Annotated in this window: 21 protein-coding genes and 1 pseudogene; 10 read left to right on the forward strand and 12 right to left on the reverse strand. The window is 68.1% G+C overall.

Going from position 1 to position 23218, the window contains the following annotated elements; genetic code table 11:
• Nucleotides 1-4: 4 nt before the first annotated feature.
• Nucleotides 5-151: a hypothetical protein gene (locus FrCorBMG51_RS28460; protein WP_157180544.1), complete on the reverse strand. Its 147-nt coding sequence runs from the start codon at nucleotides 149-151 to the stop codon at nucleotides 5-7.
• 84 nt (nucleotides 152-235) lie between these two features.
• Between FrCorBMG51_RS28460 and FrCorBMG51_RS32635 the strand changes: the two genes are divergently transcribed.
• The 3 genes from FrCorBMG51_RS32635 (at nucleotide 236) to FrCorBMG51_RS17050 (ending at nucleotide 3513) form a co-directional block, all read left to right on the forward strand.
• Nucleotides 236-364, forward strand: a complete 129-nt coding sequence (locus FrCorBMG51_RS32635; protein WP_268760575.1) for a hypothetical protein — start codon at nucleotides 236-238, stop codon at nucleotides 362-364.
• Between the two features lie 108 nt (nucleotides 365-472).
• Entirely contained in the window at nucleotides 473-1891 is a 1419-nt protein-coding gene (locus FrCorBMG51_RS17045; protein WP_052914771.1) for a helix-turn-helix domain-containing protein, read from the forward strand.
• Between the two features lie 83 nt (nucleotides 1892-1974).
• Nucleotides 1975-3513 carry an ISL3 family transposase gene (locus tag FrCorBMG51_RS17050; protein ID WP_235433672.1) on the forward strand — a complete coding sequence of 513 codons (1539 nt, stop codon included), beginning with the start codon at nucleotides 1975-1977 and terminating at the stop codon, nucleotides 3511-3513.
• 260 nt (nucleotides 3514-3773) lie between these two features.
• On the opposite strand, the gene FrCorBMG51_RS17055 is transcribed toward FrCorBMG51_RS17050, so the two are convergent.
• Genes FrCorBMG51_RS17055 through FrCorBMG51_RS17065 form a run of 3 tightly spaced genes read right to left on the reverse strand, consistent with a single transcriptional unit; the run spans nucleotide 3774 to nucleotide 5844 of the window.
• On the reverse strand, nucleotides 3774-5228 hold the full coding sequence (locus FrCorBMG51_RS17055) for a ThiF family adenylyltransferase (RefSeq protein WP_047224060.1): 1455 nt from the start codon (nucleotides 5226-5228) through the stop codon (nucleotides 3774-3776).
• A complete protein-coding gene (locus tag FrCorBMG51_RS17060) occupies nucleotides 5225-5587 on the reverse strand; it encodes a hypothetical protein (RefSeq protein WP_047224061.1) in 363 nt (120 codons plus the stop codon). The genes FrCorBMG51_RS17055 and FrCorBMG51_RS17060 overlap by 4 nt, the downstream gene beginning before the upstream one ends.
• Nucleotides 5587-5844 (reverse strand): hypothetical protein, encoded by a 258-nt coding sequence (locus FrCorBMG51_RS17065; protein WP_047224062.1) that lies wholly within the window; start codon nucleotides 5842-5844, stop codon nucleotides 5587-5589. Before FrCorBMG51_RS17065 ends, FrCorBMG51_RS17060 begins: the two co-directional genes overlap by 1 nt.
• A 165-nt stretch (nucleotides 5845-6009) precedes the next feature.
• Here FrCorBMG51_RS17065 and FrCorBMG51_RS27070 point away from each other — a divergent pair, with 165 nt between their 5' ends.
• The gene (locus FrCorBMG51_RS27070) at nucleotides 6010-6516 is read left to right on the forward strand and encodes a helix-turn-helix domain-containing protein (protein WP_086055524.1); all 507 of its coding nucleotides are present in this window, start codon (nucleotides 6010-6012) and stop codon (nucleotides 6514-6516) included.
• Nucleotides 6513-7079 (forward strand): ImmA/IrrE family metallo-endopeptidase, encoded by a 567-nt coding sequence (locus tag FrCorBMG51_RS17070; RefSeq protein ID WP_157180545.1) that lies wholly within the window; start codon nucleotides 6513-6515, stop codon nucleotides 7077-7079. Before FrCorBMG51_RS27070 ends, FrCorBMG51_RS17070 begins: the two co-directional genes overlap by 4 nt.
• A gap of 377 nt (nucleotides 7080-7456) precedes the next feature.
• Here FrCorBMG51_RS17070 and FrCorBMG51_RS28465 read toward each other — a convergent pair whose 3' ends face one another.
• A complete protein-coding gene (locus tag FrCorBMG51_RS28465; RefSeq protein ID WP_139342383.1) occupies nucleotides 7457-8113 on the reverse strand; it encodes a hypothetical protein in 657 nt (218 codons plus the stop codon).
• 315 nt (nucleotides 8114-8428) lie between these two features.
• Between FrCorBMG51_RS28465 and FrCorBMG51_RS17075 the strand changes: the two are divergent.
• Nucleotides 8429-9142: pseudogene (locus FrCorBMG51_RS17075) on the forward strand (IS30 family transposase); the annotation flags it as partial.
• Between the two features lie 28 nt (nucleotides 9143-9170).
• Here the strand turns inward: FrCorBMG51_RS17075 and FrCorBMG51_RS17080 are convergent.
• The 6 genes from FrCorBMG51_RS17080 to fxlM form a co-directional block, all read right to left on the reverse strand.
• A complete protein-coding gene (locus FrCorBMG51_RS17080) occupies nucleotides 9171-9356 on the reverse strand; it encodes a hypothetical protein (protein ID WP_139342384.1) in 186 nt (61 codons plus the stop codon).
• A gap of 224 nt (nucleotides 9357-9580) precedes the next feature.
• Nucleotides 9581-10363: a thiopeptide-type bacteriocin biosynthesis protein gene (locus FrCorBMG51_RS17085; protein WP_047224065.1), complete on the reverse strand. Its 783-nt coding sequence runs from the start codon at nucleotides 10361-10363 to the stop codon at nucleotides 9581-9583.
• Nucleotides 10364-10378: 15 nt separating this feature from the next.
• Nucleotides 10379-11476 (reverse strand): lanthionine synthetase C family protein, encoded by a 1098-nt coding sequence (locus tag FrCorBMG51_RS17090; RefSeq protein WP_047224066.1) that lies wholly within the window; start codon nucleotides 11474-11476, stop codon nucleotides 10379-10381.
• Entirely contained in the window at nucleotides 11473-14286 is a 2814-nt protein-coding gene (locus FrCorBMG51_RS17095) for a lantibiotic dehydratase (RefSeq protein ID WP_047224067.1), read from the reverse strand. The genes FrCorBMG51_RS17090 and FrCorBMG51_RS17095 overlap by 4 nt, the downstream gene beginning before the upstream one ends.
• A gap of 72 nt (nucleotides 14287-14358) precedes the next feature.
• Nucleotides 14359-14505, reverse strand: coding sequence for an FxLD family lantipeptide (locus FrCorBMG51_RS28470; RefSeq protein WP_235433673.1), 147 nt, complete (start codon nucleotides 14503-14505; stop codon nucleotides 14359-14361).
• A gap of 81 nt (nucleotides 14506-14586) precedes the next feature.
• Nucleotides 14587-15807, reverse strand: coding sequence for a methyltransferase, FxLD system (gene fxlM / locus FrCorBMG51_RS17100; protein ID WP_086055520.1), 1221 nt, complete (start codon nucleotides 15805-15807; stop codon nucleotides 14587-14589).
• Between the two features lie 619 nt (nucleotides 15808-16426).
• Here fxlM and FrCorBMG51_RS25480 point away from each other — a divergent pair.
• The 4 genes from FrCorBMG51_RS25480 to FrCorBMG51_RS17120 all read left to right on the forward strand — a co-directional run bounded on the left by FrCorBMG51_RS25480 (nucleotide 16427) and on the right by FrCorBMG51_RS17120 (nucleotide 20911).
• On the forward strand, nucleotides 16427-18115 hold the full coding sequence (locus FrCorBMG51_RS25480) for an NsdA family TPR-like regulatory protein (protein ID WP_052914773.1): 1689 nt from the start codon (nucleotides 16427-16429) through the stop codon (nucleotides 18113-18115).
• Nucleotides 18112-18972: a DUF1932 domain-containing protein gene (locus tag FrCorBMG51_RS17110; protein WP_047224068.1), complete on the forward strand. Its 861-nt coding sequence runs from the start codon at nucleotides 18112-18114 to the stop codon at nucleotides 18970-18972. Before FrCorBMG51_RS25480 ends, FrCorBMG51_RS17110 begins: the two co-directional genes overlap by 4 nt.
• Before the next feature lie 839 nt (nucleotides 18973-19811).
• Nucleotides 19812-20540: an ATP-binding protein gene (locus tag FrCorBMG51_RS17115; RefSeq protein ID WP_076844212.1), complete on the forward strand. Its 729-nt coding sequence runs from the start codon at nucleotides 19812-19814 to the stop codon at nucleotides 20538-20540.
• Nucleotides 20537-20911, forward strand: coding sequence for a DUF6907 domain-containing protein (locus FrCorBMG51_RS17120; protein ID WP_047224069.1), 375 nt, complete (start codon nucleotides 20537-20539; stop codon nucleotides 20909-20911). The genes FrCorBMG51_RS17115 and FrCorBMG51_RS17120 overlap by 4 nt, the downstream gene beginning before the upstream one ends.
• Before the next feature lie 1035 nt (nucleotides 20912-21946).
• On the opposite strand, the gene FrCorBMG51_RS17125 is transcribed toward FrCorBMG51_RS17120, so the two are convergent.
• Nucleotides 21947-23200, reverse strand: a complete 1254-nt coding sequence (locus tag FrCorBMG51_RS17125; protein ID WP_371390875.1) for an IS701 family transposase — start codon at nucleotides 23198-23200, stop codon at nucleotides 21947-21949.
• Between the last annotated feature and the right edge of the window lie 18 nt (nucleotides 23201-23218).

Genomic DNA, 23218 nt, shown 5'->3' on the forward strand with positions numbered 1-23218 from the left:
GGTTCTACCGGTGGTAGGCCGTCGGGGCGGTGTCGGTGACACGGGTCGCGGTAAACGCCCGCACCCGGCGCTGCACGCGGGCCACGTCCTGGACGGTGACCTGCGCGGGTGTCGGAGCCGTACCGGTGGGCTGCCCGATGGTGCTACTCATCGCCTTCCTCCTTCCTGGGGCTTCGGGGCCGCGCGGACATGGCGGTTACCGGCACGCCGAAGGGCGAGCCGTGCTCTGGCCGCCTTGTCCACCGCCCCTCGTTGGGGCTGGCATGCCGCCGCCGGGGCCGGTCTGCTGCTCATCGCCCCGGCGGCGACCGCTCCCAGCACACCGCAGGACGACGCCCACAGGAAGGCCGTGGCAATGGCCTAATCAGTGGCCGTTTCAGTTGCCGTTTCCGGAAGCCGTCCGGGGAGCGACGTCGAGACGGCTAGTGTTACCGCGTTCAGTCACTCAAGCGACACGCAGGACGTGGCCGTCATGTCGGGAGACACCCCCGTACTGATGTTGCGGGCCTACCGGGAGTGGTACGGCCTCGAGCAGCACGAAGTTGCCTCACGACTGGTGACCCTTGCCCACGCCATCGACGGCACGCACCCCGGGGTCAACGACGAGATGATCTCCCGGTGGGAACGCGGACTGGTCCGACCACGACGACGCTACCGGCAGCTGCTGTGCACGCTGTACCAGGCGACAGAAACGCAGCTGGGATTCTGCCGGCCCCTCCCCGGGGAGACCGTCATCCACCCGTGGCCGCCGGTACCCGCCGGCGACAGCGCATCCGCAGACACCACCATGGCGCTGCCCTGGAACGCGGAGGGCGGTTTGCAGGCGGCCCGGGGCATCCTCGACGCTGAAGGCATGGATCGTCGACTGTTCCTCACCGCCATGGGCACGGCGATCACCGAACCCGCCCACGGGTGGCTGTTTGCCCCACCCGTGGACTCCGTGACCCGGAACAGCGGCAGCCGTCTGCCCGCCACGGTCGTCGACCACCTTGACCAGATCATCGACCAGCTCCGCCGGATGGACGACCAGCTCGGTGGGGGCGCGCTACTCGGCCTGGTCCGCCAGCACCTCGCCTACGTCATCGGCCTCATCGAGCATCGGCGTTACACCGACAGCGTCGGACGCCGCCTCCACGCCACCGCGGCCGAACTCCTCCGGCTGGCGGGCTGGCTTTCCTTCGACGCCGGTCAGCACGCCCCCGCGCAACGTTTCTTCGTCGCCGCGCTCCACGCCGCGCACACCGCCGGTGACCGCGCGCTCGGCGCCAACATCCTCGGTTTCGCTTCCTGCCAGGCCAAGGACCTCGGTCATGTCCGTGCCGCGGTGTCACTCGCTGAAACCGCCCTGGCCGGCTATCCCGGTGGAACACCCCGGGTGAGCGCGATCCTGCACCTGCGGGCGGCCGAGGCGTACGCCAACGACCAGCAGACCACCGGCTGCCGCACGGCGATCGACACCGCGTTCGACCGGCTGACAGACGCTGTTCCCGAGCACGGCGAACCCGGATGGTGCTATTGGATCAACGAGGCGCAGGTGCACGCCCAAGCCGGGTACTGCTATCTGAAACTCCACGACTGGCCCCGGGCGCAAGAACATCTCCACGCCGCCCTGTCCTTGCAGGACACGGCGTTCTCCCGCGAAGCAGCCCTCCGCCAGACACTGCTCGCCACCGCCTACGCCCGGCAGGATCCCCCCGACCTCGACCGGGTAACAGCACTCGGCAATGCCGCCGTCAACACCCTCACCGGGGAAGTCGACTCAGCCCGATGCATCGGCCATATGAGCCGCCTGGCCACCCACCTGGCGCCCCACCGCCGGACACCAGCAGTCCGCGAACTCCTCGACCGCGCTGATATGCTCACCGCTTCACCGTCCTCAAGATCTGTATAAAAACAAACTCCAGGCAGACCCGAGAAGGGAGTGTCAAGTTAACGGCTCTGCCAAGATTCCGGTGGTGACAGGCCGTCGTCGCGGTGACAAGCTGGCAACTGTGTGACGCCGAGCTGCTGAAGACTGTCTTTCCTCAGCTGGCCGCGGTGCTGGTCCAGCGCGTTGTCGATGAGGGGCAGAGGGTGCGGGTCGTTGCCCGGACCCGGGCGGATCCGGTGGCCTGTCCGCGCTGCGGGACGCTCACCGCGCGGGTGCACGGCTATCACCGGCGCTGGCTCGCCGATCTTCCGGTCGGGGGCAGGCCGGTGGTGATCGAGCTGACCCTGCGGCGGCTGGTGTGCCCGAGCCCGGACTGTTCCCAGCAGACGTTTCGGGAGCAGGTACCCGGACTGGCCGAGCGATACGCCCGGCGCACTCCTCACCTGGGGGCGCTCATCAGCGCGGTCGGCGTGGTCCTGGCCGGGCGGGCGGGGGCACGGCTGCTGTCGGTGTTCGCGGTGGCGGTCAGCTGCTCCACCGTGCTGCGGCTGGTGATGGCACTGCCTCTGCGCATGTCGGCGGTGCCCAGGGTGCTCAGCGTGGACGACGTCGCCCTGCGGCGACACCGCCGGTATGCGACCTTGCTGATCGATGCCGTCACCCACCGTCGCATCGATGTGCTCCCGAACCGGAAGGCGGACAGCCTGGCGGCGTGGCTGCGTGAGCATCCTGGGGTTCGGGTGGTGTGCCGTGATGGGTCGTTGTCCTATGCGGAGGCGATCCGCCAAGGCGCCCCCGACGCCGTGCAGGTCAGCGACCGCTGGCACCTGTGGAAGAACCTCGGCGAGGCCGTGGAGAAGACCGTGGTCGCGCACAGCCGCTGCTGGCATGCCGGACCGCCCCGCACGATCACTGCCCGTGAGGAACACACGCGCAGCCGGCACGCCGCCGTCCACACCCTGCTCGACGAGGGCGTCGGGCTGCTGGAGTGCGCCCGCCGCCTGGGCTGGGCGCTGAACACCGTCAAACGCTATGCCCGGGCCGACTCGGCCGAGGCTCTGCTGCGTCCCCCGCAATACCGCCGCACGCTGGTCGATCCCTACCGCGACCATCTGCGCCGCCGCCTCGCCGACGAGTCCGGCGTGGCAGTCACCCGGCTCCTGGCCGAGATCCGCGAGCAGGGCTATCCGGGCAGCGCCACCCTGCTCGTGCGCTACCTCAACCAGGGACGCGCCGACCCCGAACGCATCCCGCCGTCCCCGCGCCGTCTGGCCGCCTGGCTCATGAGCAGGCCCGAGCACCTGCCCGATCATCGGCGGCGGCACCGGGACGACCTGGTCGCCAGCTGCCCGCAGATGACCGCCCTGGCCGCCCGGATACGCGCGTTCGCCGCCCTGCTCACCCACCACTGCGGCCAGGACCTCGACATGTGGATGAAAACCGTACGCGACGACGACCTGCCCTTCCTGCACGCCTTCGTCACCGGGCTCGACACCGACCACGACGCCGTCGTCGCCGGACTGACCCTGCCTTACAGCAACGGCCCCATGGAGGGCGCAAACACCAAGGTCAAGCTGATCAAGCGGCAGATGTACGGCCGCGCCGAGTTCCCTCTGCTCCGCCAGCGCATCCTGCTCTCATGACCACGCTCCGTTACCACCGGAATCTTGGCAGGGCCAAGTTAACGGTGTAACGGTGGGTTTTCAGTCTGTTACTTGCGGCCGGCGGACAGGCGTCCGTCGAAGGCGAGGTCGAAAGGACGATGGCCTGGCTCGGCGGCTACCGCCGCCTCACCGTCCGCTACGAACGCAACGGCCATAACTTCCTCGGATTCCTCACCCTGGCAGCGACGCTGACCTGCTGGAAGAAACTGGCCACGTGAGACACGTTCTTAGTAGTAGCGTTAAGCCCCCCGTGAGAGCGCCCGTCGGAGCCGAGTGACGGGGCGGGCCTGTCGCGCGCGGCGTTCGGCTTGGATATGCCGGGCGGCAGTGTGTTCGCCCGTCAGAACGAGGCGGTCGTCGCCAGCTGCGACGGCGGCCTCGAAGGCGCAGTCCTTCTTCGTCGGAAAATGGAGGTGGTCGAGTGTGTGGGTGGATAGGGAGTAGCTGAGTGGGCCGGGGACACCGAAGCCGCTAGGGGTCACGGTCAGGCTGACGAACTGGGCCAGGATGCTCGCGCTGACGCCCGCGGCGAGGACGGCGACGTTCTGCCGCTTGGGTAGTGCCTCGGGGTCTGCACCGTTGATGTAGGCGGGATCGTCGAGGAGGCCCAGCTTGTCTGTCTGGATCTCGCCTGCGTCCAATTGTTTGTTGCAGCAGAGACAGGGTTGTCCTGGTAGCAGGACGTGGGTACGCCACGTCGCGTTCCTCATGGTGCCGTCGTCGAAGGTGTCGATACCGATGCCGCCGTCGATGACGGGTATCAGGTCGGCGTACGCGAGGGTGTTGAGCACACCGCGAGGCCAGGGCCGGTCGACGCAGCTGATCACGATGTCGTAGTCCAAGGCCGCAGCCAGTCCGGCCGGGTCACAGATGCTCGCATCGAGCTCGACGATCTTGGGGTTCGCGGCGGTGGCTGCTCGGACCATCAACCGTCCGGCGACCTCGACCTTGCTTCGGGCCAGCCGAACGTCTGTGGCGGTCGCGCCTACCAGCCGGTCGAGGTTGACGATCTCCACGCTGTCGAAGTCCATCACGCCGACCTGTATGAGGCCGGTGGCGGCGAGCCTCAGCCCAACATCCAGCCCTACGCTGCCGGCCCCGACCACGAGTACCCGGGTGCGGGCGAGGCTGGCGTGGATCTCCTCGCCCCAGGCTGAGACGGTGCGGTCCTGCCTGTCGTTGCTCTTCGGTGCCGGCCGGAGCTGGTCGTTCCAGGTGACCCGGAAATGGTCACCCACGACCCGGACCGACTCACCGTGCGTCGGGACTCCCACGGCATCCCACACACGGCACGACCAATCCCCGTTCCCGGCAAGAGTCATTCCGACCAGCGGCTTGCCGGTCACCTGCTGAACGAGGTGGGCGTAGGACCGCTCGGCGTCATGGTCCGGACGGGACATCAGCTGCCATCCCCGGCTCCCGGGGTGGGAGTGCAGCGCTACGACACCTCGACCGAGCGAAGCAGCCTGGGCTGCCGCCCGGACGAAGTAGTCGCCGGTGAACGACGCGTTGCCATGGACAGCCCGCTCGCCGCGCTCCGGTAGCAGCGCGGCGTTTACCAAGGCGGTAGTTCTGGTCGAGCCGGTGGAGGTCGCGTACGTCGCCAGGCACACGTCTTCCTGGCCGTCGGCTCGGAGCAGATGCCGGCTGAGCTCGTTGTCGATCGTGCCGGGCATCGCTGCGGAGAAGGTCATGCCGCTTCCTGAAGAACGCTCCGGACGTGCGCCAGCCATGCCTGCGCCGGCTCCTCGGCGTCACCCCAACCGGCGACCTGGCGGGAGTGCCGCACCCACCCGGGCAACGTCTCATCCATGTTGATGTTGGTGTTCGTCAGCGCCACCGTCGCGGGGAGGTGGATCCAGTGAGGCGGCACGGCAGGCCATGCTCCGAGTTCGGACATAGCTACTCCGGTCTCCACGTCGGTTGCCCCTGACTGGGTCGCCGCCGCGACTGTGAAGACGACGACCGAGGCTGTCACCGTCGTCTGGATGTCGCACCGGAGTAGACCGGCTATGAAGGCGTCGGCGCCCACGGTCGCGACGGCGGAGGTCATCAGGCGACCTCTGCTCGCTGCCGGATCGACACGAACTTCTCCCGCGGGTGCACCTCGACAGGGTCCGTGTCCTTGAACCGGTGGACGTCGCCGTGCCCGCGGACGACGGCGAGGTCGTACCCGTTCGGGTTCAGGCCGGCAAGGCGGAGCAGGTCCCCTGCCGTTCTGTGTCGATCGGGATCGACGTCGAACGGGCGGCCGTCAATCGTGATCTGCACGGTCCGGTGCCGCCCGTCTCGTGCTGCGTCGCTCGTCATGAGCACCTCCTTGTCTCAGCAAAGCGACATCGCTTCACTGTGGACGTGATCCTGGCACACCGATGCGGCGCTGCGCAACATCGGGGTGACGGGGCAGCAGAGCGCCGTTCGTCGGCTACCATCGCTTGTATGGGACAGCCCGGATCTCCTGTGGCCTCGGGCGCCATGCCTGAGGAGGAGGCTGGACGGACACGCCCGGCGGAGCGGCTCGACGCCGCGAAGCTCGGTGCGCTCATTCGCGATCACCGTGGTCGAAGATCGCTGAGGCAGGCTGCGGCCGAGGCCGGTGTCAGCGTCAGCACCATGTCGCGTGTGGAGGCGGGTGCACAGCCAGATCTCGCGTCGTTCACGGCCCTCTGTGCCTGGGTGGGCGTCTCACCGAGCCGCTTCTTCACCCCGATCGCCGAGCGATTGGATACCCCGGTGGAAGTCGCGATCGCGCACCTCAGCGCCGATCCACGGCTGGCACCGGAGCACGCCTCGAGCATTGCATCGGTAATTCGCCAGATGTACGATGCCCTGGCTGCCCAGGTCGAACCAAATCGAAGTCTTGTGGCATGCCACCTCCGTGCCGCGTCGACAATGCGGCCAGGAGTCCCCGAAAGGCTTGGATCCATACTCGTCGACATCCACCGCGAGCTAGAGAAGCGAGTCGAAAGCGGCCAGCTATGAGCCTACCGCGCGGATTCAAAGCCAACGCCGAACGTGAAGCGCTTCGCCTCCGAGCGGAAATGGGGCTGCGGCAGACCGACGCCCTTGACGTCAGCACTCTCGCTACCCATCTCGGCGTCAAGATTGTAAGCGCTGGCGACCTAATAGAGATGTCGCGGCTAGAAGAGATCGAACGTATTCAGGCCTACTCGTTCTCCGGGGCCACGTTCGAGATCGGCGGTCGTCAATTCGTGATCACTAGCCCGCTGCGGACGCCTGGCCGACGTGCCAGTGATATCGCGCACGAGCTCTCACACATCCTTCTCAAGCATGAACTTTCTGAGATGCGCGAGATTGACGGAATCCCGTTTCGTACGTGCAGGCCAGAGGAAGAGGAGCAGGCCACGAACTTCGGCGGCACGCTCCTGCTCCCAAGACCGCTGCTAGTTTCGGCGGCCCGGCAAGGCCTGACACACGCCGAGATCGCCGATCGGTACCAGGTGACCATCGAGATGGCACGGTTCCGGTACAATTCGACCGGCGTAGGACGTCAGGTCGGCCAGTTTCAAAGAGCGGTTGGTTAGCCCCCGCTTCCGAATGCTCGTCGGCAACCTTGGGATTTGGAATGAAATAACCTGTGCACCTTGGACCTTCCCCAAGCCTGTGACCTGCGAAGATGCCTCCGAGCGTGCAAATGTTAATTCATGACGGATCCTTGACCCCATCGCTGCGTAGCTGAATCACCAGGCTTCGCGCGATGACCGCCCGATTTGCGGCGCTCGCGCTGCGAGTCCCGGTATTTCTTGAAGTTCTCAATGGACACTTTCTCAGCGACCCCGATGGTCGGCAGCGGTTGACGTTCGCACGAGCGGGAACCCCGCCTGCTGCGCTATTATTTCCCACCTCTGGACTGCTTTGTTGTCGCACCGAGGAAGATTCATTACCCAAGCGGCTATCCCTGTCATTCCTCTGGGCCTGAGGCAACATCTTCCTTGCTGTCTGCACTCAAGGAGTGAAATAGGCGCACGGCCGCTATGATTGCTTCATGTTGCAGCGCTAGATCGCGGCGGAGATTTCCCTCATCGTAGATATCATCGCCGATGAAGCTAAGAACTGGAACCCAGTCGCCATCCCCAATTCTATCTGAAGCGATCGTTGCCGGCGAGTGGATCACGTGGTTTCTTCGCCTTATCGCGCCATCGATAGCGGTCAACTCTGTCGCCCATTTTTCCTTGGCTTCGCCCAATAGTCGACGAACCTCATGCAGCAATTGTCCCGCAGTCCTGCGTTCGACATTTAAGGACTTATCGAAGTGGAGGGCGATCTTTCCTAGAACGGCTTCGGTCTCTGCGCACTGGGTCGCCACCAAACCGCGCAAGCGATGCATATCCGAAGCCGCGCCGTCGTCGTGGGGCGCATATAGATCAAACTCATCATATTCTGGATACAAGTGATCCCACACGGTTTGCCACGACACGGTCTTCTCGCCAAATTTTGGCTCGACCCAGAGCTCCTCGTCTTCCCATATATTCGATTCGAAAACTTCTACTTCACTGAAGGCGTTCGCCTCTCGTCGCGATATCTCGACTTTGTCGCCACCGTCGCTATAGTTGTCCATGTTCGCTTTTATCATTTCCTCTATGGGGTCGAAATTAAGAGGGTGTCTCATGTGGTGTTGTGAATCTTCTTGCATGATCTGAGGGGTGGATGACCGCCTTGCTCTGCGGCTGGTACCGGATGAGCTCTGGGAGCTCGTGGAGCCCTTGCTGCCTGTTTTCCCTGCGGCGTGGTCAGGGTAGCGGGACACGGCGCCGGTGTCGGATCGGGCGGTGTTCACCGCGGTGGTCTACGTGTTGACGTCGGGCTGTGCGTGGCGGTTGTTGCCGCCGTCGTTCGGGGTGATGGTCCCGACGGCGCATCGCCGGTTCAGAGCCAATTCTCCGACGACCCGGCCATGCAGGCCGCGACCGAGACCATCTACCAGGCCCTCTACCGGCCCGAACGCGGCGGCCTGGAGCGCGACACCGCCACGAACCTCCGCACCCGCCGACGGTCCCGCCGCCCGCGACGCCGTCCTGACCAGCGCGCCACCCGCTTCGCCGCCCCCGGCACCCTGATCACCCAGCGGCCCGCCGAAGTCCAGGACCGGATCCAGCCCGGTCACTGGGAAGGGGACCTCATCGTCGGCCAGGGCAACCGGTCCGCCATCGCCACTCTGGTCGAACGCTCCACCCGCTACCTGATGCTGCTGCACCTGCCCGGCGGGCGCGGAGCCGACCAGGTGCTCGACGCGCTCGTGCGCGAGGTCTCCGGCCTGCCCATCCCACTGGCGCGTTCACTCACCTGGGATCAGGGCAGCGAGATGAGCCGCCACGACGAGTTCACCGCGGCCACCGGTGTCCCGGTCTACTTCTGTGAGCCTGCCAAGCCCTGGCAACGCGGCTCGAACGAGAACACGAACGGGCTGCTGCGCCAGTACTTCCCCAAGGGCACCGACCTGTCCGTCCACACCGCGTCCGATCTGGCGGCCGTCGCTGCCGAACTCAACGCGCGGCCCCGCAAGATCCTCGGCTGGACGACTCCGGCGAGTCAGCTCGATAAGCTCGTCGCAGCACTCGACCTCCCGGATGTTGCAATCATCGGCTGAATCCGCCCCTGCCCTCCCTCCGACGCACTCACTCGAACCATGCGACCTCGTGTCGCACCTGCTGGGTCCAACCGTGCGCGACCCGGTGCGCGGTGCGGGGACGCAGTTTGTAGCGGCGGGCGAACTCGATCGCGATCTCGTCGTGGGACATGCCGACCGCGCGCATCCGCGCACGCAGCTCGTCCTGCTCGACCCGCTGGCTGCGCTTGCTCATGACGCCGCCGCACATCCTCTCCGGACGCGAATGCTGATCGCTGAGCCTTCTATCCCGTAGCATGAACCATTCCACCGTAGTCAAACAGTCACGGGTAGAGCAGCCGGGTGTCCAAGGCGGTGGAGACTCTTCGTGCTCATACCTCTGCTGCCTGGTACGCCGGGCGAACACGTGCTGCGGACCGGCCGACGGGGTCGCCCCGGGTCCTCGTCGATGCCCCGGTGTCATCCGGGCATATTGCCGAAGACGGCTTCCTGCGCGGCCCGCGCGAGTGTGGCCTGGGTGGTCGCTGCGAGCCCGATCCGGTTCCAATGGAAGATCACATGTAGTGCGATGACCGCGCGTATTCCCCGCGTGAGATTGCCGTTTTCCCGCAGGCTCCGGAGTGATCTTCCTGCCTCGTGGAACGACGCGAGCCAGTCGCCGCCGATGAGGTCTGCGCGGGCGTGACCGAGGAGGAGGTGGCGCACGTCGCTGGTGAAGGATGCCCATATCCGCGGGTCGGGTGGTACTTCGGCGAGGCCGGAGCGCTGCTCGGCCACTCGTGCCCACACGTCGCCCTGCTCGTTGATGTCCAGTCCCGCGGCCCGCATGAGCGCGGTGCACAGCACGAGGGAGCGTTCCCGCCGGTCGGTGCGGCCGTCGCCGAGGGCGGAGAGCAGGTGGCGGCTGTCGGCGTGGAACAGCGTGTGGGCCAGGTCCATACCGGCCGGTCCGCCGAAGGCGTGGGTCTCCGGTTCGTAGATGTCGCGGGTCCAGGTGACGCCGTTCGTGAGCAGGGGATGGAGCGGGTCGGCGGCGTTGCTGCCGTGGCCGTCCGCCGGGTCAGCGAGCAGGTAGCGCACGCGCCACGGGCCCTTGCGGATGAACCACCAGGAGGTGATGAGACCGTTGGCCTCGGCCGACGGAAGGATTCCGGCCAGGTGGGCGATGGCTTGGCGTTCCCGCTTAGCGGGGTCCTGGGCAGGGTAGGTGATGTTCACCTGCTTCCACGGGGTTTCTTCCATGGTGGGGCCTTTCCGTCAGCGGAGCAGGAGGCCGGCGTCCCACGAGGTCGTCCTGGTTCCGGCGGCGGCCAGGGCGGCACCGGCCGATCCCACCAGGAAACCCGAGGGCTCGTCGGCTTGGGCGGGGGCGTTCTGGTGCAGGAGCAGCGGCTGGGTGAGAGGGATCGGGATGAGGGCGTCGGCGGCGATGCTGCGGGCGGTTGCGAGCAGGCCGCCGGTCCCGTGACACAGGCTCCGGTCGATGAGACGGCCGAGCTGCTCCGGATCGTTCAGGCAGTCGAGGAAGGCGGTCTCGGCGTGCTGTTGACGGGCGGGGTCGTGCAGGGCGCGGGCTGCGAGTTGCAGGGCACGGGTGATGCCTGGAATTCCGTAACACCAGGAAGGTCTGAGCGGGCCCGGTTGGCTGGTGGTACCGCGGTCGATGTCGGCGAGCGTGACGATCTGTGGCCACCACGAGCCGCCACCGGCCTTCTGCTGCTCCCAGGCGTCCAGCCACCGGCAGATGCGTGTGATCGCATCCGTTTGTCCGTCGACCTCGATGCCATCACGGAAAGCGATGGCCAGGAGGGCGAGCGGGCCGACGATTCCGTGGGCGATCGAGTGGTTGCTGTGACCTCCGATGGGCCCTTTCTGACTGCGATTGGGGCCGGTTGGGCACCACCAGCCGGGAAGGCCGTCGACGGGCTCGGTGAGCCGTACCAGGTAGCCGAGGACGTCGCGGAGCAGATCATGATCGCCGCTGCGGCGCAGCGCCACGGCCAGGCCGGTCAGGCCGCCGATGAGGTCGTATTCGGCCATCAGCGGCCGGCGGCGCTGGTCGATCCTGGCATGCGCGGCTTCGAGACGATGCCGGGTGACCATGGCGGTGCCCGCGTCCGCGGTGGCCATGGCCGTGGCGAGGCCGGGCCGGTCGGCGACACCGTGCAGGACGAAGGACAAAGCCGGAGCGCCGTAGTAAAGGCTGGCTGTGGCCGCGATGCTGACGCCGTCGGCGACGGCCTGTATCAGGGTCGCGTTCGCTTGGTCCCAGGTGGCCGCGCCGCCTCGGGCCTGCTCGATGTGAAGGAGGGCGATGCCGGCCGCGCCGCCGCTGAGGGACTGCCCCGGCTTCATGACACGCCCCGGGCAAGCAGGGTGTGAGCGGTAGCGCGGGCCAGCCGCAGGCAGTGACGCTCGGAGACCAGGTCAACTCCGATCATCCGGGCGTGGTGCAGGTGCAGCAGGTCGGCCAGGACCCGGTCGGGGTCGAGGCCGTCCTGGTCGACACGGGCCCGGTAGTCCACCAGGGCCCGGCGGAGCCGGTCGTTCTCGTACAGGGGGACTGTCCGCATCACCTGCTCACGGCCACCGCTCACCGGTCGGCCGGCGGTTGTTGTCGCCGGGTCGCCCCGGTGCTCGACGTGATCGATGAGCCAGGCATGTCCGTTTCCGGTGAAGCCGTCGGCGATGCCGATCAGTCCGGCGGCGGTTGCGACTGTCCGGTCGCCGGACAGGCGCTGGACGGCCGCGTGGGAGTCGGCGGCGAACACCGCTTCGGCCGCCGCCAGGGTCGGACCTGTGCCGAACCGGGTCTCAGGCCGGTAGGTGTGGATCGTGTAGTCGCGCAGCAGCGCGTGAGCGCGCAGACGGTCCGCCCACCGTCCGAACTGCCGGACGGCTGCCCCGAAACGGTCCGCGCCGCGCAGCGGGACGCGTAGCCGGAGATGGGGTTCAGGTTGGTGATAGCGGATGAACCACCAGCGGTCCTGACTGTTCTGGTTGTCGCCGACCAGTTCGGCGAGCCGGGCAAGGATCTCATCGTCGCGGCCGTAGACCTTCACATACAGCCATGGCGATAGGCCCGGCCGGTGCTCCACGGTGCTGGCGGCCCGCACCGGGCGCGGGTGTCTCGGCTCGATCGGGTTCGCGGCTCGGGCGAGCGTGACGACGAGCTCGTGGGGTCTGCCTCCGAACCACCCGGGCCGGTCGCCGGCCTCGGTGAGGACCGCGTACGGCTGCCGGTCAAGCTGGCCGCGAAGGAGCGCGAGGTGGGCGGGCTCGTCGAGGTCGATGCGGATCCGGACATCGTCGGCGCCGAGCAGGACCTCGGACGGGATCCGGTAGGTCTTCCGCAGCCGCTCCCAGGCATCCCGCCAGTCAGGAAAGAGCGCGGCGCGGGCCGGGAGGCTCCTGGCCGTGATGATCCATCGGGCGGGATGAAGGATCGACCGGCCGTACCGGATGCGCGGGAGGAACGGGAGTTCGCGGGCGACGGGTCCCCAGGTGAACGGGCAGCAGGGCGCTGAGAAGGCCGTCCAGATCTCTGTGAGGAACCGCGCGAGCGGTTGCTGGCCGCCAGGGAGGTCGACCGCGTTGAACAGCATCGGCTCGACCGGGCAGCCGCGGGACAGTGACACCAGCCAGAGCCGCCGCGCGTCGCCCGTGACCGCCAGGTCGTCGAGATCGAGGCCGGGGTTTTCCTGGTATTCCCCGAGGGGCAGGACCGGCAGGATCTCGGGAACCCTGGCCAGGGCCGTCATCTTCCGAGCCAGCGGTGGCCCGGAGATCTGCGTCATGATCGCTTCGGGCATGGCGGTTGGCAGCGCGGCGTACGCGCGGCGGAAGCGCTCCCGCTCGGTGTCGTCGAGCAGGTGCAGGAACCGGCCGACGGTCACCCCGGCGTGCCGGGCCCCGCTGATGACGGTCAGCGTGAACGCTCCCCGTTCCAGATGACCCAGGGTCTGCGCCGCCAGGCTGAAACGTAGCTCGGTGTGCGGGACCGGCGGCCGATGCCCGACGGTCAGCCTGGCGATCAGATCGTCGTCCAGGACCACGTCGGCACGGCCGTCGAGGGCGGCCTGCTGGGCGATCTTCGCCAGCATCACGTCGCGAGCGGTGAGCAGCTGCGGCTCGCGCCGATGGGACCCTCGGTATCCAGCCGGCAGGCCCAGCCCGGACGCCGCTGCCAGTTCTCGGACGGGCACCGCCGCGCCCGGCCCGTACCGTTCGAGGAACGCCTGGTGATAGGCCCGCCACCCCGGCATCTCCGGCGCGACCAAGGTAAGGATCGATGCGGCGTGCTCGGCCTCGCGCAGCACCGCCGCAGGTAAGGCCACCGAGCAGCCGACTCCCACATCGGCCACGGTCTGTCCGGACGAGTCCGGAAGGTCGGCGTAGCGGGCGAGGTGCGTCGCCGGGTCGGTCACCGTCATCGGGGGGCGCACAGCCGAGAGCAGCACGCGGTGGGCCACCAGGTCAGCCAGCATTTCCTCGATGACCGCCAGGTCGACGGTGGGTGCCTCGACGGCCAGCTTGGCGGTCAGGTCGCTGAACCTGATCGGCCGTCGCGCCGCTTCCACGGCCAGCCGCAGCGGGCGGGTCAGGTCCACCTCGGCATCCCGCAGGTGGCCCTCGGCGCTCACACCCGGAACGATCCACGAACGGCCGCGGGCGAACCCGAGGCCGTTCGTCACGACCGGGACCGTCCGCAGGGTGGCCAGCCGCTGCTCGATCCGCTCCGCCTGCTCGTCCAGGAACAGCCCGTCCGGCCGGATCACGACCCGGTGGTCACCGCCCCACGCGGCATGCGCGCGGGTGCTGAACTCCACCGGGGCGATGCCCGCGAACAGCCCGAACGGCGTCGCTCTGCTCGTCCAGCGCAGCAGATACCGCGTCAGCGTCTCTACCAGCCGCCGCACCGGCCGCGTCGCGCTTCGGGCAGCGGGCGCAGGCGAGGCGAGCTGCCGCTCCACCTGGGCGGCCAGCTCCGGTGACGCGGTCCGCACCGCGTCGGCGAACCCGCGCAACGCCCATACCCGTCGGAGCCACACCTGCCAGCCAGGGACGTCGTCGCCGGTCAGGTCCGGCCACGGCGGTAGTTCCAGATCCGCGGGGATCGTCGTGGTCCTGATCAGTGCCGCGTCCACGGCCTCATACGCGCGCACCCGCACCTCCACCCATGAGCTGTGGGTGTGTGGCCCGGCCCCCTGCGCAGGGGGCCGGGCCACACATCAGCGTCAGCCGTTGGTGGTGCAGGCGTCGCTGCCGGTTTCTCCGGATCCGCACTTGTCGGAGGTGCAGTCATCCGAACCGGTCGCGGGCGCGGGCCCGGCGTCGACGAGCTGGATATTGAGACGGAACTCCGAGGTGTCCATGGTGTCCATCAGAGGGCATCCTTTCTGAGATGGATCTCGGAAACCATTTCCCCTTCCGCGGAGAAGAGGGGTTCGTTTCCGGAAGGGTTGCTATTTCGAGAGCGGCCAGGTGAATACGACGCGGCTGTGTCTCTTGTTCAGCACCAGCCCTTCCGGAAGGTCGGCGTCGGGCGTGTCGATCGGAAAAACGCACAGTGTCGGAGCCGGACGGTCGACCTCATCCCATGCGCGGATCTGGTCGGCCATCCGCTCGGCGGCCCCGGCCGCGCCGGGTCCATGGGCGTAGGCGACGTACTCGAACTCGGTCCCGGCCTCGTCGACCTGGCGCAGCTTCCCCCGGTAAGCCAGGGTCGTACCGTCGACGAACGCCGGGGTGCCCCAGCGCCACGACGGAACGACGAGACCGCTGTCGATCGCCTCCTGCGGAACGATCATCGAGCCGAAGTCAGGTAGGTGGGTGGCCAGCCACAGGTCAAGGTTGGCGGAAAGACGCCCGCCAGGGACGGTCACTCCCGACCGCGCCTCATGACGTTCCTGGGAAAACACGCCGGTGACAGCGCCGCCGTCGATGTCCTGCTGGGGTTCGGTGAGCCACAGGGTCACGCCGTCGCCGAGGGCGACGTTCCAGCTATCGCTGGCGCCGGCGCCCTGCATCGGAACGAATCCACACATCAGGTTGCTGCGGCTGACAAGGTGATTCCCGGAACGCTGGAGCGCCCAGGACCGGGTCATACCCAAGGTGCGAAGCGGGACGACGAGGGTGCCGCCGTCGGCGAGTTGGCTGATCCAAGCCGGAGGAATGTCCCACGCGCCCACGGTGATTATGATCATGTCGTAGGTGCGGCCGGGCTCGATCCCGAACTCGGCGTCGGCGCATACCACCTTGACGTCGGTGTAGCCCGCCGCGTCCAGGCAGGCGCGGGCCCTGTCAGTGACGTCCGGGTCGATGTCGACGGTCGTCACCGACCCGTCCGGCCCGGCGATCTCCCGCAGCAGCGCGGCGTTATACCCACCACTGCCCACCTCAAGAACGTGTCGGCCGCTGGCCTGACCCAGCATCTCCGCGATCAAATACGGCGCGGACACCGAACTGATGCCCACACCGTCCTCGCGGCGCTTGGTGACGATCGCGGTGTCCTCGTATGCCTCCTCCAGAGAGACCCCCGGAGTGAACAACTCCCGCGGAACCGTCCTTAGCGCCCGCTCCACGTCGGCGCGCATCGTGAGACCCTGCCGCACATGCCCTTTGATGATCTTGTCGACGAGGGCGTCGCGGAGCTCCTCGGCCCGGGTGGTGATGTCGACGCTCATAGCGACGTCCTCTCTCGATGCGTGTGGACCGCCACGGTTCGGGCGACCTCCTGACTTTGACGATCTTTCTAGCGTGAGTGGATCGGTATGGAGACCTCCGTGTCGCCCTTGCTCCCGCGCAGGCGAAGCCGGCCGACACAAGAACATGATCATCATGTTTCCCTCGGGCGCCACGCCGCGCGCAACGAACAAGATCGAATTGATGCCGTGCGTGACGCACCACCACGATGGCCGATGCCAGGAGGTGGGTCATTCCCCCCACCACGAACGTTTCCTTCGGCCCTCACAAGGCCGTTGACCTGCGAGAACGCCGCCGCCTGCTCCGCTTTGTCCGGAGCGATGACGCCGATTCGTTCGGCGGGGCCCGCAAGGACGCGATCTCGCTCGTCGCCTGGAGGGCGCCGCGGACAAGCAGCGACCCGCGCTCGGTTCACCCCACGAACGCCGCGGCCGGCGGTATTCCACATCCTGTCCACCATCACCGGCGATGCGGCCGCTTCGATCTACCCGACCCCTCTGTTCTGGCCGTGAGCGGACAGCTACGGTTGCGACAGTTCGGTCGGTGACCGAGAGCCCCGAGGCCGATCGCCATCCAGACTCAGGGAGGAAGCACCGCGGCATGGACAGGAGCAGCCAGCGCGTCGAGCAGGAGGAGTTGCGCGCCCGGATGCGCGCGGTGGGCATGGCGCACGACGAGATCGCCGTCGAGTTCGCCCGCCGCTACCGGCTACGGCCTCGTGCCGCCCACCGCGTGGCGCACGGCTGGACCCAGCAGCAGGCAGCCGGCCACATCAACGCCGCGGTCGCCCGCCTCGGCTCTGACCCGGATGGCACCGCCTCGATGAGCGCTCCCTGGCTGTCCGAGCTGGAGAACTGGCCGTTCCCGGCCCGCCGACGCCTCACCCCACAGGTCCTCGCCGTGCTCGCCACGATCTACGGCACCGACATCCACACCCTGCTCGATCTCGACGACCGGGAACACCTCGCACCCACCGACATGCTCCTGATCAACGGCATGCGCCAATCCGTACCATCGTCACCCATACCAGCCGGCAGAGGAATCATCCCAGCCAGACTGGGTCTCATAGGAAACGACGACGTGGGCTCACCAGAATCGTCCGCTTCTATAGGGATGGACTCCCGACAGAATGATCGTCACGGAGGATTCCGGCCTGTCACCGAGGGTGTCGCGGCACGGCGGATCGCCGTCGGACACAGCAGGCCGTCCCTGGACACGCCACTGGCAGGATGGCTTGTGGAGAGGATGGTCGTCATGGCAGCTCGTGAGTCCGCCGATTTCGGCCGGGCATCTGGTCGCAGCAACGTGGGCCCGCTGACAGTCGAACAGTTCCACGCGGATCTGACCTGGCTGGCCACACGCTACCCCTATCGTCCCGTCGCGCCGTCGTTCGCCGAGATCGTCGATCTGCGCAACCACGCGTTCAGCCTGCTGGAAGAGCGACAGCGTCCGGACGAGACCCGAGAGCTGTATGTGATCGCGGGCATGTTGTGCGGCATGCTGGCCAACGCCTCCTTCGACCTCGGCTACCTCCATGCCGCGGCGACCCAGGCACGGACAGCCTTCCTGTGCGGGGAGCTGGCCGGGCACAACGGCCTGCGCTGCTGGGTCCGTGGCATGCAAAGCCTGATCGCCTACTGGCAGGGCAGTCTGCCCGAGGCCGTCTCGCTGGCCCGCCACGGCTGGGAATTCGTTCCGGAACACGGCACCGCACGCGTCCGGGCGGCAGCCCTGGAGGCACGCGCCGCGGGCCGGTTGGGCGACGAGGCAACGGTGCGGGACGCGCTGCGGCGTGCCGGCCAGGCCCGCGACGAGATCACCGACGATGACGCGCCCGGCGGGATGCTGGCCTTTCCCGAGCCCAAACAGTTCTTCTACACCGCATCCTCCTACCTGGGACTACACGGCCAGGCCCTGCCCGCGGCCAACTGGGCGACTCGCGCCGAACAGGTCGCCAGAGCCGCGATCGGTCTGTACGAGGCCGCGCCCACCAGCGAACAGCGGCTCGGGGAACTGTCGCTGGCCCGGCTCGACCTGGCCGCCGCCCACCTGGAGCGCTCCGAACTCGACGGCGCGGCGCAGACGATCCGGACCGTCCTGGACGCCACGGCGCACCGGCCCACCGACAGCGTCCTGCGCCGACTTCGCCAGCTCGCCACCGTCGCGGACCGGCCCCGGTATCGGGATCTGCTCCCCGCCCAGCACCTGCGTGAGGAGATCCTGGATACCTGCACGACCGCTACGCAGACCACGAACCGCTTCCACGACACCCGCGCCGACGCCGAATGAGTTGCCCGGCGCGGCCGGTGGTGGCGCTGCTGCACCCCGGGGCGATGGGCGCGGCGGTAGGCCGGCAGGCCACCGGCAGGGCGCGGGTGCGGTGGCTGCCGGAAGGGCGCAGCGCCGCGACCGCGTCCCGCGCCAGCGCCGCCGGGTTGCGGCCCGCACCGGACATGACCGCCCTCGTCCACGACGCGGACGTGGTGATCTCCCTGTGTCCCCCGCAGGTCGCCGACCGGATCGCCGCGGCGGTGCTGGCGGCCGGCTTCCGCCACGGGCTCTTCCTCGACGCGAACGCGCTCACCCCCGAACGGATGGCAGCGATCGGTGACCTGTTCGCGGACACCACGGTCCGGGTCGTCGACGGCGCGATCATCGGCCCGCCGCCCACCGGGCCGGGGACCACCCGGCTCTACCTCGCCGGCACACCCGAGGACACCACCGCCGTGGCGGACCTGTTCACCGGCTCCGACCTGGACGTCCTACCGATCTCCGACCAAATCGGCGCCGCGTCGGCGCTGAAGACCGCGCAGGCGGTGTTCCAGAAGGCCAGCCGCGCCCTCGCCGGACTCGCCCACGCGCTCGCCGAGCACTACGGCGTCGGGGACGTCCTGACCGCGGAGGGGCAGCGCTACCACCGCCCGATCCTCGCCGAACCCGACTATCTTCCCTCCGTCGCCGCTCGTGCGTGGCGGTGGTCACCGGAGATGGCCGAAGCCGCCGCTGCCCTGCGTGCCGCATGCCTGCCGGACACCATGATCCGTGGCGCGGAAGAAATCTTCGATGCCTGGACGACCTACCGCGACTCCCCGCCCGGCGAGGTCGACACGCTCTTCACCCACCTGCGCCGAGAACCCGGACGGTAGACGGGCGGTTCCGGTCTGTCAACGGCCAGAAGATCACGATGTGGGTGTGCCGTTAGCAGCTGCCCCAGCAGATCGCCGCGGTCCGCCTGAAGGTCAACGAGGGCTCGCCATCCTCGTCCTCCCGCGCTGGAAGGTCACGGGTACGAAAAAATCGGTTCGCGGTCGTTGACCCCGGCAGAACCGTGGAAACAGGCGGAAACGCCGATCGCCCGTTTCCGGGACCATCGCTCGTCCTGTCCGACTCGCCGGCTGGGCATAGCCATGAGGATGGGGCGTCCCTCTGCGCACGGGGGTTGTCCTGTGCTCCCGCATGGCGTGTCCACGGTGGTGAACGATTGCTCCTCGGGGAGTGAAGGCGGGCACCGTCCCGAATCGACAGACGTGGTCCAGGACGTTTCTCCAGGTCAAAAGGGGTGGGACGCAACGAACAGCTTCTTCGTGACGGGGGGAATGACTGTCTGACGCCATCGGGGCGATGGTGTAACGGTTCCGTTATGACTACTCTCGGCGAGGATTGCTCGGATGATGAGGACCGCGTGCGCGACGCGCCCTGGCAGCGCCCTTGGCACCAGGCCCAGGCCAGCTGATCGGAGGCCCTACACGGGCGAAGAGTTCGCGGTGGCGGGCCGGCCGTCGCAGGGGGGTTCCTGATGGAGCCCGACGGGTTCGCTCCGGACACCCAGTCACGGCATCCCGCTTCCTCCGGCATTCTCGCCCCACGGCCCACAGCGTCACGCGTTCTTGCTGTCAGGCCACATGCCCACAGCCCGGCGAGCAGGCACGCGCCTCGTGGCCAGGAGAGCCGCTTCGTGCCAGATCCTCCAGCCGAGAAAGCCGTCATGACCGCCGCTCTCGCCCCCGCCACGTTCCCCGAGCCCACGCGTTTCGTCCTCATGTCGCTACAGCACGTCTGGCACTACCCCGCACACGTTCGTTCCGTCGGCACCGCCCGCCAGAACGTCATGGCGCAACTCCAGCGCTGGGGGCTCGACGGGCTAACCGACGTGGCCATCGTGGTGTCGGAACTGGTCACCAACGCGACGCGCGCCGGCCATCGAGCACACCAGCACAACGACAGCCACTCGGTTGCCAGAGTCGCCGTGCGCCTCACCTACAGCCACCACGACGTGATCGTCGAGGTGTGGGACGGGGACACCGGGCAGCCGACCCGCCGGGACGCCGATCCCAACGCCGAGGACGGCCGCGGCCTGCACCTGGTCAGCGCCCTGACCCGAGACACCGGCTACTACTGGGTCCGGGTCCGCACCGCCGACGGCGGCTACCGGACGAACGGCAAGGTCGTCTGGGCAGTCATAGCGCACGACACACCACCGATTTCCGCCGTCGTCACCGATGTGCCGGGATCGGCGGGCCTGCCTCGCCGAAGCCCGCAGGCCGACGGGGATGTGAGCAGCGCCGATCCGATCGTCCACGACCACACGCTGCTCCAACGCGTCATCGACGGCCTGCGCGCGCTCGACGACTGGATGCAACGACCGGCAGCCGACCGCACCGACACCCATACCCGACCGGCCGCACCGACCGAGACTCAGGCGACGCCAGCATGACCGACGACGATCACGACCGTTCCTGCCCGCCGTGGTGCCAGGAGCCCGCCGGCCACCTGCACGTGGAGACGGACGGCCCTGGCGACTACCACACCACCGAGCTCGCCCTGATCGACCTTCCGGAGATCCCCGGGCTGCGTGGGGAGGCAGCAGTCCGGGTGACGATCGAACAGTACGTTACCGCCTCGACAACCCACCCACCGATGATCGTCATCGATGCCGGTGACGGTGGTGAACTCGACGGCTACGGACGCCTCACCCCCGAGGAAGCCCACACGACCGCCGCGGCGCTGCGCCGCGCTGTCACCGTCGTACAGACCTTTGGCAACCAGACAACTGGCCCCAGCGACGGCGACGATGGTCACGGATAGCGCCGCCGACCAGGTCCTCCCGCGATCCGCCCGCCGCCGAGCTGTCTGCCGGCCAGACCATGCGTGTCAGGATCAACGCTGGCCGGCCCCACCGGGCTGATTGCGCGCAGGCAGATCCGACCGGGGACCCGCGGCACCCATCGGGGAGCGGTTGGGCAGCGGAGACGTCTACCGCTTGCCATTTCCGACCGCCTGGGAGCGCTCCGTCGCCGTGGCAGCCACGCGCACACCTTGACAACGGGAAGGCGGACATGACGGCCGATGGCCAGCAGACAGATGCTCCCAGCCGTGAGGGCTCGGCTGGGATGGCACAGCCGGCCGCCTGCCAGGATGAGGCGGGGACGCTGGAGGCGTTCGTCGCCGCTGCGGCACCCTGCCCGTTCGCCTTGGTCGAGGAGCACGGCGACCGGTCGAATGCCCGCATACTCGCCTGGGGACTCCAATTCGACGATCATGTTTGTGTTGTCGGGTGCGACGGTGGGCTACGCGGGTCATTCTCCTCAGCTGACCAGGCACGCTGGCTGTTCGCGCACCTGGGTACGTGTATCCAGATCGTCTGGTACACCCAGTCCGACAAGAATCGTCACCACCAATCCTGGCCGGTGTCGGCAGGATCAGAGCGACCCCTTCATCAGGAGAAAATCGTTGACGGGAAACTGGAAACATGCTGACGGTTATGAGCTCCAATATTAAGGACGGCGCCGGGGACGGTCGCTGGTCTGATATCTCTAAGAACCTGTTTTGAATCTTCTGTCCGGGCGATCCACGCCCAGCCGGCCCCTGGCTTCGTTGTTGGCCGAACCGATACAACTCATCCGGTATCGGCTCGGCCTTCCGCCTTGCCAGGAACCACCTGGACGCGGCTCGCTGTCCGAACCCAAGATTCAAAACAGGTTCTAATAGGACTTTGTTAGGTGACTCCGGGATGTGGAGGTGTTCCTCCTGGTAACGGTTCGTAGGGGCGGTGGCAGGTGCGGCAGGCGCCGGTCCAGACGTTGAGCAGGGTCTGGAGCATGCGGAGGACTCCGTAGAGGGTCAGGCCGGCGCAGGGGCTTTTGGGCTGCGTCTGAGCTGGGTGCACAACGCCTGGGCGACGCAGACGAGGGTGACGTGGCGGTGCCAGCCGAGGAAGGAGCGTCCTTCGTGGTGGTCGAGGCCGAGGCCGTCCTTGAGCTCGCGGTAGTCGTGTTCGATCCGCCAGCGGATCTTCGCGAGGCGTACGAGTTGGCGCAGGGGGATGTCGGCGGGCAGGGTCGACAGCCAGTAGTCGGTGGGTTCGGCCTTGCCGGGGGGCCATTCGGCCAGCAGCCAGCATTCCGGCAGGCTGCGGTCGTCGGCGCGGGTGAGGGCTTTGGCGGTGGGGCGGATCCGCAGGGCCATGAACCGGGAGCGCATCGCCGCGTCGGGGTTGGCTGGGCTTCGGTGGGTGCCGTGTCGCCAGGTCACGGTGCGCAGCGCGCTGCGGCCGGCGGCCAGCGCGAGGGCTTTCAACGTGGACGGCGGGTCGGGGTAGGCCGGGACGGGGCGGCGTCCGTTCCCGGAGTAGGGCGCGGTGACCGGTACGGCGTCGGCGGGGTGGGCGGTGGCGGTGGGGGTCACCCCGAGCACGTAGACCAGGCGCCGGTCGGTGAGAGCCTGACGGAACTCGGCGGCGTCGCCGTAGCCGGCGTCCGCGACGACCGGCCGGGGCGGCACGCCCCAGCCGGCGAGCTCGTCGAACATGTCCAACGCCAGGCGCCACTTCTCCCGGTGCCGGACCTCGGTGGGGATCCCGGCCCGTGTCCGGCGGTCGCGGACTGCCGCGGCCTCGGCCGGATCGCAGGCGGTGTCGTCCCAGGACGCAGGCAGGAACAGCCGCCAGTCCAGCGCCGCCGACGCCCAGTCGGTCACCGCGTGCACGGACACCCCGATCTGGCAGTTGCCGACCTTCCCCAGCGTGCCGGAGTACATCCGGGCCACCCCCGGCGAGGCCGGACCGTCCTTCGGGAACCCGGTGTCATCGACGACCAGCGCCTCCGGGGCCACGAACTCCACCGCCCAGCCCGCCAGCCGCCGGCGGACCTCGCCGTGCTCCCACGTCGAGTTCCGCAGGAACTGCTGCAGGCCCTGATGGTCCACCCCGAGCCGGGCGGCCATCGGCACCAGGCTCTTGCGCTTCCCGTCCAGCATCAGCCCACGCAGGTAGAGCTCGCCCTTGGCCCGTTGGTCCTTGCGTGGCAGGTCCGCCAGCATCCGCGCCGCGAACTCCTCCACGACCGGACGCACCTGTTCCATCTCCTCCGGCGTCACAACAGGCAGCGAACCAGG

The organism is Protofrankia coriariae, assembly GCF_001017755.1.
Lineage (GTDB): Bacteria > Actinomycetota > Actinomycetes > Frankiales > Frankiaceae > Protofrankia > Protofrankia coriariae.